Raw genomic sequence first — 12814 nt, 5'->3', positions numbered from 1 at the left:
GGGCGGCACTGCGCTTCGTCGCGCGTCGAATTGATTTCCTGCGCAAATTTCGCTACCGCCTTCCCGTGGATACGCTCAAGGTCAGAGACGCCAAAGACGTTGAACAGGTGGTGCGCGCGGCGATTGCCAATGAGCAGCCGCTCGAGATCATCGGTCATGGCAGCAAGCGCAGCATCGGCCACGCCATGGCCACCAACGCTGTCCTCGATCTCTCGGCGCTGAATGCCGTCACCTCCTACGAGCCGAACGAACTCATCATCACCCTCCAGGCCGGCGCGCCGGTGGGCGACGTGCTGTCCCTGATCGATGCCAAGAACCAGCAATTCGCCTTCGAGCCGATGGACACCGCGCCGCTGCTCGGCGCGCCCGCGTGCGGCACCATCGGCGGCATGATCGCGGCCGGGCTCGCCGGACCGCGGCGGATCAGGGCCGGCGGGGCGCGCGACCATCTCCTGGGGGCGCACGCCGTCTCGGGCTTCGGCGACAGCTTCAAGACCGGCGGCAGGGTGGTGAAGAACGTCACCGGCTACGACCTCTGCAAGCTGCTCGCGGGGTCCTGGGGCACGCTGTCGGTGATGACGGAGGTCACGCTCAAGGTGATGCCCAAGCCCGAGGCTGAGCGGACGCTGCTGCTGCTCGGGCTGGATGCCGCCGCCGCCAACAAGGCCATGACCGCGGCGCTCGGTTCGCCCTTCGACGTCTCCGGTGCCGCGCATCTGCCGAAATCGGAACTCCGGGCCAAGGTCGAGGGGCTTGGCGACATCGCGGGCCAGGGCGAGGCGCTGACCGTGCTGCGGCTCGAGGGCATCACCGCCTCCGCCGCCCACCGCGCGAACTCGCTGTGTGAATTGCTGGCGCCGTTCGGAACCGCGACGCTGGTCGAGGACGCGGCCTCCGCGGCGCTGTGGGCCGCGATCCGCGATGTGCTGCCGTTTGCGGCCAGCGGCGCGCTCGGCGCCTGGCCGGTGTGGCGGATCGTCTGTCCGCCGGCCTCGGGCGCGACACTCGGCACGCAATTGGCACGCGAGACGGGGGGCGATTTGATTTACGACTGGGGCGGCGGGCTGATCTGGGCGGCAGTGCCACCGAAGCCGGACGCGCATGCCCCGGCCGTGCGCGAGCGCACGAACGCGGTCGGTGGGCACGCCACGCTGATCCGGGCGGCCGAGGATGTCAGGCGCACGATCGACGTGTTCCAGCCGCAGGCGCCCGGGATCGCCGCCCTCAGCGAGCGGGTACGTGCCAGCTTCGATCCAAAGGCCATTCTCAACCGCGGACGTCTAAGCCGGGGCGCTGCGTCATGAAGACCGAATTCTCGCTCGCGCAACTCGCCGACCCCGACATCGCGGAAGCCGACAAGATCCTGCGTGCCTGCGTCCATTGCGGCTTCTGCACTGCAACCTGTCCGACCTATGTGCTGCTCGGCGACGAGCTCGATAGCCCGCGCGGCCGCATCTACCTGATCAAGGAGATGCTGGAGAAGGACCAGGCGCCGACGGCCGAGGTGGTCAAGCATATCGACCGCTGCCTGTCGTGCCTTGCCTGCATGACAACCTGCCCCTCGGGGGTGAACTACATGCACCTCGTCGACCAGGCCCGGGTCCGGATCGAGCAGCGTTATCAGCGGCCGCTGGCCGAGCGGCTGCTGCGCCATGTGCTGGCCTTCGTCCTGCCGGACCCGCAGCGCTTCCGCATCAGCATGTGGCTGGCGCGGCTGGTTCGTCCGCTCGGCGTCTTGCTGCCGACGCCCCGGCCTTCGGCGACGCCCGGATTGGTCCAGCGCATCAAGGCGATGCTGGCGCTGGCCCCGAACCAATTGCCGCCGGCCGGGCCTGCCGCGGGCAGCGTGTTCGCAGCGCTCGGCAGGAAGCGCGGACGTGTGGCGCTCCTCCAGGGCTGCGCCCAGCAGGTGCTGGCGCCGCGCATCAACCAGGCCGCCATCAGCCTCCTCACCCGCCACGGCATCGAGGTGGTCCTGGTCCGCGACGAGCAGTGCTGCGGTGCGCTGACCCATCACCTCGGCAACGACCAGGATGCGCTGGTGCGAGCTCGCGCCAACGTCGCGGCGTGGCGGAAGGAAGCGGCCGGCGAGGGGCTCGACGCCATCCTGGTGACGACCTCCGGCTGCGGCACGGTCATCAAGGACTATGGCTATCTCCTGCGCGAGGACTCCGCGTTCGCGGCCGATGCGGCGAAGGTGTCGGCGCTCGCCAAGGACATCACCGAATACGTCGCCGGCCTCGAACTCGCGACAACTGCGAGACAGGACGACATCGTCGTCGCCTATCACTCCGCGTGTTCGTTGCAGCACGGGCAGAAAATCACGGGCCTTCCGAAAGAATTGCTTTCCAAGAATGGATTCGTGGTGAAAGATGTGCCCGAGAGCCATTTGTGTTGCGGTTCGGCGGGGACCTACAACATTCTCCAGCCCGAGCTTGCGGGCCGGTTGCGCGATCGCAAGGTCGCCAACATCGCAAGCGTCAAGCCGGACATGATTGCCGCGGGCAATATCGGCTGCATGGTGCAGATTGCCAGTGGCACGTCAGTTCCGGTCGTACACACGATTGAGCTTCTCGATTGGGCTACGGGCGGGTCGCGGCCGACACCGAACGCACAAGTTTGAGCTTTCAAAGGCTCGGGCTTTCGTCCGGAGGTGACGGCAGAACGACGCCCGATCGACCATTGTTCGGCGGCAACAGGAGGACCACGATGGCGAAAGCGAAGAAGAAGAAAAGCAAGAAGGCCAAAAAAGCGAAGAAGGCCGTAGCAGCGAGGAAGACCGCAAGGAAGTCGGCCAAGAAGTCCGCAAAGAAGTCTGCCAAGAAGACTGCAAAGAAAGCTGCGAAGAAGTCTGCCAAGAAGGCAGCCCCGAAGAAAGCCGCCAGGAAGGCTGCGGCGAAGTCGGCCAAGAAGGCCGCACCCAAGAAGGCCGCGAAGAAAGCGGCACCGAAGAAGGCGAAGGCAGCTCCTGCTCCGAAGCCCTCGGCACCGGTGGAAGCTCCGGCTCCCGAGCCCGCCTCCGAGACAAGCTGGGCGATGCCTTCGTCTTCTGCGGAACCGGCGCCGGCAGAGGGCCAGGGGTAAGCCCGGCCGCTCGTTGCCTCTTGAAGCGATCTGCAATCACAGGAAGGCCGCGGCGCCGGGCGCTGCGGCCTTTTTGCATCGTCGCAAGCTGATTCAGGCTCAGCCGTTTGCCCCACCTGTCCGATTCGTGGCTTGGGTGTCACCCAGCCGAAGACCCCCGGACTTACACGGGGCTCCTGTGCACTTTGGAATATAAATAATGTGATCGGGAAGCCACACCGGCCAACAACCTTTTGTGAATTGGTCAAAACGCCTAAAAAGTCGGCAGATGCCCGCGCTTTTTGCTTCACGGTTCCTATCCGCCAATCCAGATTGTCGCAGTGATGTAATTTGCAATCAGGTCGAGCACCCCGGGGGGCTTCCGGGATACGACTGGGGTCTAAGAACTGGCGATGGGGATCGAAATGAAAAAAGTGGTTTTGTTGGCAACGGCGCTGGCAATGGTAACGGGCTCGGCTTTCGCGGCAGACTTGCGGGTGAAAGCGCTGAAGGCCCCGCCGCCGCCGGCCTTCGATCCCTGGGACATCGCCTTCGGCGGTGGGATCATGAGTGATTACATCTTCCGCGGTATCACCCAGTCGAACCACAAGCCGTCGGTCACGGCCTATTTCGAGCCGCGCTACAACGTCACCAAGGACCTCCAGCTCTACGTCGGTACGTCCGCCTCGAGCATCTCGTTCCCGAACCGCGCCGCGGCCGAAGTCGACATCTACGGCGGTATCCGCCCGACCTTCGGTGCGTTCGCCTTCGACATCGGCGTCTGGGGTTACCTGTATCCGGGTGGCAGCTGCTATTTCGGCGGCAACGGTGTCGACTTTGCCGGCAACTTCCAAGGCGACAATTGCGCCGAGAAAGCCCTGCTCAACACCAACGTGATCAAGAAGGACCTGAGCTTCTTCGAAGTCTACGGCAAGTTCACCTACACCGTGAACGAGAACTGGTCGTTCGGCATCAACGAATACTACACGCCGAGCTACCTGAACTCGGGCGCCTGGGGCAACTACACCTCGATCGTGGGCAAATATATCGCGCCCAGCACCGTGTTCGGCTCGAGCGGCGTCGGCATGTACGTGTCGGGTGAGTTCGGCCGTCAGTGGCTCGGCACCTCGGACAGCTTCTACGGCGTGGCGGCTTTCCCGAACGGCATCAAATATGCCGATTACAACACCTGGAATGTCGGCATCGGCTTCACCTACAAGGTGATGACGCTGGATCTGCGCTACTCCGACACGGACCTGTCGAAGGGCGACTGTAACGCCTTCACGAGCGATTTTTCGGCGCGCGGCAACATCAGCGCGTCCTCGGGCACCTTCGTTACCCCGATCAATCCGTCGGGCGTCGGCTCCAACTGGTGCGGCGCGGCCGGCATCGCAAAGCTGTCGTTCGACCTGACGGCGATGAGCAATCTGAAGTAAGTTTCTTTCCGAAACGACTTTAGCGAGGGCGGCGGGGCAACCTGCCGCCCTTTTGCTTTGGGTCTAATAGCACGCTGCTGGAGTTTGGCCGTGGCGTGTGCGGTGAGGGCCCGATGTTGCCACATCGTCATGGCCGGGCCTGACCAGCCCTGTCCCGGCCATCAACGTATCGCGTGCAGCTCCAGAAGGACGTGCATGCCCGGGCTTTCGCCTCGCCGAAGCGGCCTCGGCTGCGCAGGCGGGACAAGCCCGGGCATGACGAACGTGTGGGCGCGGCGGTTCAGCGCGCCGCGGTCGGCTCTGCCCGGGCGGGCTCGCCACCTCTGCCGACAACGTGGATCGCACCATCCTTGACCAATGCCACCTTACGCGTGTGGAAGGCGTCAAGCGTCGAGCGGTGGCCGATCGAGACGATGGTGGCGTGCGGCAGCTTCTCCGCCAGGAGCCGATAAAGCCGGGCCTCCGACGGCTCGTCCAGCGACGCCGTCGCCTCGTCCAGGAAGAGATAGTCCGGTACATGCAACAGCGCGCGCGCAAGCCCCAGGCGCTGCTGCTCGCCGAGCGACAGCATCCGGTTCCAGTGGCCGTCCTCCTCGAGCCGCTCGGCAAGGTCGGGCAGCCCGACGGCGATCAATGCGTCGCGGACTTGCGCGGCGTCGAACGCGCCGGGGGCTGCCGGGTAGACAACGGCATCGCGCAACATGCCGACCGGAAAATAGGGCCGCTGTGGCAGCATCATCAGCTTTGCCTTCTCGGGGATGACAACTGTGCCGGTACCGAACGGCCAAATGCCGGCGATGGCCCGGAACAGCGTGGACTTGCCGGAGCCCGAAGGTCCGGTCACCAACACGCGCTCCGACGTCTCGATGGTGAAGGCCTTGGCGGCAACCAGCGGTGTGCCGTTGGGCAGGTTCACGCAGAGCTGCTCGAGGTCGATATGGCGGCCGCCGCCGGCGACCTCCAGCGCGATGGCAGGCTCATGTGCCGGCAGGTTCGCGGCTGAATCGACGGACATCTCGAAGCCATCGAGGCGCGCAACGATCGAGCGCCACTCCGCCAGAGACCGGTAGGCCGTGACGAAGAACGACAGCGCGCCCTGTACGCTGGAGAAGGCGGACGCGGTCTGCATCATGTCGCCGAGCTGGATCTTCTTGGCGAAGAAGGCCGGCGCCACCAGCACGTAGGGAAAGATCACTGCGGCCTGCTGATAGCTGGCCGTGAACGCGGTGAGGCGTTTGGTCCGGCTCATGATGGCGTACCAGTTGGCGATTACGAAGCCGAAGCGATCGAGCAGGCGGGCCCGTTCGGCGCCTTCACCCCTAAGCAGCGCGATCTGCTCGGAATTTTCGCGGACGCGGACGAGGTTGAAGCGGAAGTCGGCCTCGTAGCGCTGCTGCTCGAAATTGAGGTTGACCAGCGGTGCGCCGATCCAGTGCGTCAGCGCGGTGCCGAAGATCGCGTAGATCAGCGCGCCCCAGCACAGATAGCCTGGGATCATGAGATCGGTGCCGAACAGGCGTAGCGGCGCGGCGTTGGAAAGGCCCCAAAGGATGATGACGAAAGAGAACAGCGTCACGATCGACGATAGCAGGCCGAGTCCGATGCTCAGGGTCTGCTCGACGAAATTCTTGACGTCCTCGGTGATGCGCTGGTCCGGGTTGTCGGCCGCGTCGCCCTTGAGCTGCATGCGGTAATGCGTGGCGTTCTGAAGCCATTCGCCGAGATAATGCCGAGTGAGCCATTGCCGCCAGCGAATCTGGAGCCACTGGTTCAGGTAAAGCTTGTAGACAGCCAGCGCGATATAGGTGGACGCGAGCGCGACGAAGATCCAGATCTCTCTGACGAAGGTGTCCCAGTCGCTGTTCTGGAGCGCGCTGTAGAACCGGTTCTGCCACTGGTTCACCAGCACGTCGATCGCGACCAGTGCCAGCTCCATAGCGACCACGGCGGCGAGCAGGCCGCGGCCGGCCCATTTGTCCTCGGATCGGAAATAAGGGACGGCGATTCGCCAGACGATCGCGAGCGTGGCGCTGATGTTCTTCACAGAGCAGGGTCTCCTCGGGAGATTTGCATAGCGGCCCAGAGCCAAAGACTTGAGGCAATGGCGGAAACGGGCGCGCTTAGACTAAAGTCTCAAGATCTGCAATTTGCGTTGGATTGTCGCAGCCCACAACCCTAGCATGGGGTTCGACGGCGCGGGGCGGGGTGATCTGGGATTTCGCGAGCTTGTGAGCGGACGGGAACCGCCCGCATTCGCGAGGAATTGCGTCCAGCTCGGGGGTATCACTTTCAGCGTCAAGCAGGACAGGCTCTCCACGCGGGCCGCCTGTCGCAACATGCGTGGGGAGAAAGTCCATGTGGAATCAGATCTATGATCCGCTCAACAGCCCGGTGCTGTCGACCATCGCGGCGGCGGTGCCCGTCGTCACGCTGCTGGTCCTCATCGCGAGCGGCCGCGTCCAGGCGCATATCGCGGCCGTCATCGCCGTGATCGTGACCAACCTGGTCACGATCTTCGTTTTCACCATGCCCGCGAACATGTCGATCCGCGCCTCGGCGCTGGGCATCGTCACCGGGTTCTTCCCCATCGGCTGGATCGTCCTCAACGTCATCTTCCTCTACCAGGTGACGGTGAGCACCGGGCGCTTCGAATTGCTCAAGCGCGCCATCGGCGGCGTCACCGAGGACCGGCGGCTGCAATTGCTGCTGATCGCGTTCTCGTTCGGTGCGTTCTTCGAGGGCGCCTCCGGCTTCGGCACGCCGGTCGCGATCACCGGCGCCGTGCTGATCGGGCTCGGCTTCTCGCCGCTCGCAGCCTCCGGCCTGTCGCTGATCGCCAATACCGCGCCGGTCGCCTATGGCGCGCTGGGCACGCCGATCCAGGGCCTCGCTTCGGTCACTGGCTTCGATCCCTACATCCTGGGCGCGATGGTCGGCCGGCAATTGCCGTTCTTCTCGCTGATCGTGCCGTTCTGGGTGGTGTGGGCGTTCGCCGGATGGAAAGGCATGAAGGACGTCTGGCCGGCGATCCTCGTCACCGGCATATCGTTTGCCGTCCCGCAATTCGTGATTTCGAACTACATCAATCCCTGGATCGTCGACATCGGCGCCTCGCTGATCTCGATGGGGGCGCTGATCCTGTTCCTGAAGGTGTGGCAACCGAAGCAGCTTTGGCTGTCGCCGGCGCTGCGGGGCCACGATGAATCGGCCTCGACCATGGCGGCGGCAAGGCCGCTCGACAAGACGCCGCTGACGCAGGCCGAGCTCTTCAATGCGCTTCTTCCCTGGATCATCGTCTGCATCGTGATGCTGATCTGGGGCAATGGCGCCTTCAAGGGCTGGGCGAACTCGATCTTCGTCTGGAACTATCCCGTGCCGGAGCTGCACCAGATGATCAACAAGATGCCGCCGGTCGCTCCAGGGCCGACGAAAGAGGCTGCGGTGTTCAGCTTCACATACCTGTCGTTCACCGGCACGGGCATGCTGCTTGCGGCGATCATCTCCGGCGTCCTGATGGGCGTCGCTCCCGGCCGGCTCGTGGCCGAGTATGGCCGCACCATACGTCTGTGCGCGATCTCGCTGATCACGATCTCGGCCATGCTCGCGATCGGCACCTTGACGCGTCTGTCCGGCGTCGACGCAACGCTGGGTCTCGCCTTTGCCGCGACCGGTGTGCTCTATCCCTTCTTCGGCACGCTGCTCGGCTGGCTCGGCGTGGCGCTGACGGGATCGGATACGTCGTCCAATATCCTGTTCGGCAACCTGCAGAAGATCACCTCCGAGCAACTCGGCCTGTCGCCGATCCTGATGGCTGCGGCGAACTCCTCCGGCGGCGTGATGGGCAAGATGATCGATGCCCAGTCGATCGTGGTCGCCTCCACCGCGACCAACTGGTACGGGCATGAGGGCACCATCCTGCGCTTCGTGTTCTGGCACTCGATCGTGCTGGCGTGCCTCGTCGGTGTGCTCGTGACGTTGCAGGCATATGTCTGGCCGTTCACGGCGATGGTCCTGAAATAGCCGCCTGCGCCTCGTTCGAGGCAAATCCCCGCGAGGTTCGCCCCCGCGGGGATTTTTTGCATCTGGGCGAACCTTCTCAATGGCATCGCCATCTTATAGAAGGTGCCGCAAATCAGGTCGGTCGAGAGGTCTCATGGTTTCGCTCATGCGATTGGTGTGTGCGGCAGTTGCAATGCTCGCGATGTCCACGCTCGCGCGTGCCGAGGACGGTTTCCCGTTCGGCACCGAGATGACGCTCGAAGCATTGCCGCAGCCCGGCTCGAAGCGGATTCCGAACATCGAGATCGGCGACCATGGCGAAGTCGTGCTGGAGCTCTGGTGCAAGGGCGGCAAGGGCCAGTTCTCGGTTGCCGGCAACACCGTGATCTTCGTTCCCGGCCAGATCCAGGACCGTTCCTGTCCGCCGGCGAAGGCGCAGGCCGACGACGAGCTCGTGGCCGCCCTCGGCAGCGTCGAAACCTGGAGACGCCAGGGCGATGTGCTGACGCTGATCGGCCCCAAGCCGCTGCGCTTTCGCGTCAACGGGAATTAGCTTCGCTCGTGTCCCGGACAAGGCGCGTCGCCTGAGCGATGCGACGCAGAGCCGGGACCCGGTTTTCTCTCCGCGATTCCGCTTGTGGCCTCTGGGCCCCGGCTCGCAGCGCTTCGCCATAGCGCGTCGAAGACGCGCGTCAACGCGCTTATGGCGTCCGGGGCACGAGAGCTCGACCTACTTCCACTCCGACTTGTCGGCGTCCCAGCGCTGGCCCTTCAGCTCCTTGGCAAGCGCCTCGATCGAGCCGTTGTCGTCAGGCAGATCGCCTTCTTCGTCCAGGCTCGCGTCGTCGGACAGATTGAGCTTGGCACCGCTGCTCTCGTCGGCGGTCGTGGTCGCGGGGCTGCCGATCCAGAGCATGAGCTTGTCGGTGGCGCCGGGCTTGTCCGGCGAGACGAGCCCTGCGACCTCGATCGTGTCGGTGAGATCGAGCGCCGGAAAATCCTGGTTCGGCCGCTTGAACACCAGCTTGAGCTTGCCGGTCGCGGGGTTGAAGTTCTGCGAGACCGGCTTTGCCGCGAGTGTCCTGCTCAGCACGCTCGCCACCGCGGTCGCGAGCTTGCCCTTGTTGATCTTGTCGCCCTCGCGCCAGTCCGCGGCGGGGAAGCGGATGGTGCGGTCCATCTCGGTCATGCCCGCGGTCCAGCCTGCGGCCGTGACGCCCGGCATCGCCTTGAATTTCGACAGCAGCGCGCCGGCGCGCTCGGGATCGACCGACATGTTGATGGTCTGCTCGCCTGCGCGCAGTGCGTCGCAGCCGACGGTGAGGCTGGCCAGCGTCACCTCGACTTCCTGGCCCTTCAAACCCTTCAGGAAGTCGGTCGCCGCGTCGAGCTTGACCTTGACTGCGATCGCTTCCGGCGAGACGTCGGTGAAATCCTTCGGCTGCGGCGTGATGCCGTCGTCGGAGGTCTGGTTGTCCAGAAATTCCCTTTCGCTGAGATCCGAATTGTCGGGCGAGGTGACCTCGGTCACCGCCTGGCCGATTGCGATCTGGCCGCGGAATTCGAACGTATCGCCGGACTGTTTGCGCGTCAGCTTGACGCTGACCGGCGACTTCTCACCCATGCTCTGCGTCGTTCCCGTCAGCGTCTGGCCGGCGACCTGGAGATTGACGACGAAGCGGTCCTTGCGGTCGGAATTCTTTGCGATCGGGTAACAGACGTCGAGCACCGCCGCGGTGACCGTCTTGCCCTGGCGCGTCTCCTTCAGGATCACGTCGGCATTGCCGTCCATCAGCCCGTCGATCGAGGTGAAATAGCGCGTCTCGATTCCGCCCGGCGCCGTCGCCTTCGGCGACAGCTTCATCTGGGCGGAGGCGAACTCGGGCGAGACGGCGAGCAGAGCCGCCAGAAGGGCAGTCGAACAAACCGGAAGCGCGCGCATCGACGAAGACCTCGAGCAATCAGAATCGGCGCCACCGTAGTGGCTTTTGGCTGCCGGTTGAATTGGAAAGCGGAGAGGCAGGGTCGGCAAAAAAGAAGGCCGCCCGGAGGCGGCCTTCGCAATACTGCAATGGAACGGAGCCTAGAAGCCGCCCATGCCGCCGCCAGCCGGCATGGCCGGCGCAGCTTCCTTCTTCGGCAGCTCGGCGACCATGGCTTCGGTGGTCACCAGCAGGCCGGCCACGGAGGAGGCGTCCTGGAGCGCGGTGCGCACCACCTTGGCGGGATCGATGATGCCCTTCTCGACCATGTCGACATAGTCCTCGTTCTGGGCGTCGAAGCCGAAGGTCTCGGACTTGTTCTCCAGGATCTTGCCGACGACGATCGAGCCTTCCACGCCCGCGTTCTCGGAGATCTGGCGGATCGGGGCTTCCAGTGCCTTCAGCACGATGTTGATGCCGGCCTGGACGTCGTCATTGGCGTTGGTGAGACGGCCCACCGCCTTCTTGGCGCGGAGCAGCGCGACGCCGCCGCCGGGGACGATGCCTTCCTGCACCGCAGCGCGGGTGGCATTGAGCGCATCCTCGACGCGGTCCTTCTTCTCCTTGACCTCGATCTCGGTGGCGCCGCCGACGCGGATCACCGCGACGCCGCCGGCGAGCTTGGCGAGGCGTTCCTGGAGCTTCTCACGGTCGTAGTCCGAGGTGGTCTCCTCGATCTGGGCCTTGATCTGGCCGACGCGCGCCTCGATGTCGGGCTTCTTGCCGGCGCCCTTGACGATCGTGGTGTTTTCCTTGTCGATCACCACCTTGCCCGCGCGTCCAAGCATCTTCACCGTGACGTTCTCGAGCTTGATGCCGAGTTCCTCGGAGATGAGCTGGCCGCCGGTGAGGATCGCGATGTCCTCCAGCATGGCCTTGCGGCGGTCACCGAAGCCCGGCGCCTTGACGGCCGCGACCTTGAGGCCGCCACGCAGGCGGTTGACGACCAGGGTGGCCAGCGCCTCGCCCTCGACGTCCTCGGCGATGATGACGAGCGGCTTGCCCGACTGCACCACGGCTTCCAGCACCGGCAGCATGGCCTGCAGGCCCGAGAGCTTCTTCTCGTGCAGGAGGATGTAGGCATCCTCGAGCTCGGCGGTCATCTTCTCGGCGTTGGTGACGAAGTAGGGGCTGAGATAGCCGCGGTCGAACTTCATGCCTTCGACGATGTCGACCTCGGTGTCGAGCGACTTGTTCTCCTCGACGGTGATGACGCCCTCGTTGCCGACCTTCTGCATCGCCTGGGCGATCATCTTGCCGATGGCGGCGTCACCGTTGGCCGAGATGGTGCCGACCTGGGCGACCTCGGAGGAGGCGGCGACCGGCTTGGCGCGCTTCTCGATGTCCTTGACCACGGCCGCGACCGCAGTGTCGATGCCGCGCTTGAGGTCCATCGGGTTCATGCCGGCGGCAACCGCCTTGGCGCCCTCGCGCACGATGGCCTGGGCCAGCACGGTCGCGGTGGTGGTGCCGTCGCCGGCGGTGTCGTTGGTCTTCGAGGCGACCTCGCGCAGCATCTGGGCGCCCATGTTCTCGAACTTGTCCTCGAGCTCGATCTCCTTGGCGACGGTGACGCCGTCCTTGGTGATGCGGGGCGCGCCGAACGACTTCTCGATGACGACGTTGCGGCCCTTCGGACCGAGCGTCACCTTGACGGCGTTGGCGAGAATGTCGACGCCGCGCAGCATGCGGTCGCGCGCGTCTCCGGAAAACTTGACGTCCTTGGCAGCCATGTCTGCAATCCCTCGTGTTTCGTGATGTGTCTTGGTTCGTGCTGTGCCGCGCTCTCTCCGTCTTACCGGGCTTGTCCGGCCTGCACGGCCGTGGCCGCTTCGGCGGGGCAAGCCCGGGCATGACGAGGGAGCATTCAGCGGCCGTTCAGGCAGATGGCCTTAGGCCAACACGCCCATGATGTCCGACTCCTTCATGATCAGGAGCTCTTCGTTGTCGATCTTGACCTCGGTGCCCGACCACTTGCCGAACAGCACGCGGTCGCCGACCTTGAGGTCGATCGGGATCAGCTTGCCGGTCTCATCGCGGCCGCCGGGCCCGACGGCGACGACCTCGCCCTGCGACGGCTTTTCCTTGGCGGTGTCGGGAATGATGATGCCGCCCTTGGTCTTTTCCTCGGCGTCGATACGTTTGACCACGACACGGTCATGCAGCGGACGAAATTTGGATTTAGCCATGACGTTTCCCTTTGGAGGCTCGCTTCGGAAGGAGTGGAAGTCGGTGGGGCGGCGCGTCCGTCCACCCTCTCCCCGAGGGATCGAACGGCGCGCTTAGCAATCGGGCTTTCCGAGTGCTAATAGTGCGCCCGGAAATATGGCTTGG

At 64.7% G+C, this 12814-nt stretch carries 10 protein-coding genes; 6 read left to right on the top strand and 4 right to left on the bottom strand.

Translation table 11 applies throughout. The features are described from left to right. Positions 1-65 precede the first annotated feature (65 nt). From ABIA42_RS27685 to ABIA42_RS27670, 4 genes are all read left to right on the top strand, one after another. The gene (locus tag ABIA42_RS27685; protein WP_271531895.1) at positions 66-1304 is read left to right on the top strand and encodes an FAD-binding protein; all 1239 of its coding nucleotides are present in this window, start codon (positions 66-68) and stop codon (positions 1302-1304) included. Continuing rightward, the gene (gene glcF, locus ABIA42_RS27680; protein WP_370119166.1) at positions 1301-2623 is read left to right on the top strand and encodes a glycolate oxidase subunit GlcF; all 1323 of its coding nucleotides are present in this window, start codon (positions 1301-1303) and stop codon (positions 2621-2623) included. Before ABIA42_RS27685 ends, glcF begins: the two co-directional genes overlap by 4 nt. Positions 2624-2709: 86 nt before the next feature. Further along, complete coding sequence (locus ABIA42_RS27675; protein ID WP_271531899.1) at positions 2710-3084, top strand: histone; 375 nt, start codon at positions 2710-2712, stop codon at positions 3082-3084. A 404-nt stretch (positions 3085-3488) separates the two neighbouring features. Beyond that, positions 3489-4499, top strand: a complete 1011-nt coding sequence (locus tag ABIA42_RS27670) for a TorF family putative porin (protein ID WP_271531900.1) — start codon at positions 3489-3491, stop codon at positions 4497-4499. A gap of 280 nt (positions 4500-4779) precedes the next feature. Here ABIA42_RS27670 and ABIA42_RS27665 read toward each other — a convergent pair whose 3' ends face one another. Beyond that, complete coding sequence (locus ABIA42_RS27665; RefSeq protein WP_271531902.1) at positions 4780-6543, bottom strand: ABC transporter ATP-binding protein/permease; 1764 nt, start codon at positions 6541-6543, stop codon at positions 4780-4782. 311 nt (positions 6544-6854) lie between these two features. Between ABIA42_RS27665 and ABIA42_RS27660 the strand changes: the two genes are divergently transcribed. Together ABIA42_RS27660 and ABIA42_RS27655 are read left to right on the top strand one after the other, a co-directional pair. Further along, positions 6855-8519, top strand: a complete 1665-nt coding sequence (locus tag ABIA42_RS27660) for an L-lactate permease (RefSeq protein ID WP_370119170.1) — start codon at positions 6855-6857, stop codon at positions 8517-8519. Positions 8520-8652: 133 nt separating this feature from the next. Next, complete coding sequence (locus tag ABIA42_RS27655) at positions 8653-9051, top strand: META domain-containing protein (protein ID WP_370119173.1); 399 nt, start codon at positions 8653-8655, stop codon at positions 9049-9051. A gap of 177 nt (positions 9052-9228) precedes the next feature. On the opposite strand, the gene ABIA42_RS27650 is transcribed toward ABIA42_RS27655, so the two are convergent. The 3 genes from ABIA42_RS27650 to groES form a co-directional block, all read right to left on the bottom strand. Further along, entirely contained in the window at positions 9229-10440 is a 1212-nt protein-coding gene (locus ABIA42_RS27650; RefSeq protein ID WP_370119176.1) for a hypothetical protein, read from the bottom strand. 141 nt (positions 10441-10581) lie between these two features. After that, the gene (gene groL / locus ABIA42_RS27645; RefSeq protein ID WP_370119178.1) at positions 10582-12213 is read right to left on the bottom strand and encodes a chaperonin GroEL; all 1632 of its coding nucleotides are present in this window, start codon (positions 12211-12213) and stop codon (positions 10582-10584) included. 159 nt (positions 12214-12372) lie between these two features. After that, positions 12373-12669, bottom strand: coding sequence for a co-chaperone GroES (groES, locus tag ABIA42_RS27640; RefSeq protein WP_025033779.1), 297 nt, complete (start codon positions 12667-12669; stop codon positions 12373-12375). Positions 12670-12814: the final 145 nt, after the last annotated feature.

Origin of the sequence: Bradyrhizobium sp. USDA 327 (assembly GCF_041262065.1) — a bacterium.
GTDB lineage: Bacteria > Pseudomonadota > Alphaproteobacteria > Rhizobiales > Xanthobacteraceae > Bradyrhizobium > Bradyrhizobium liaoningense.
Note: the sequence above shows the minus strand (reverse complement) of the source record. Positions and strands in the feature narration are given on the sequence as shown.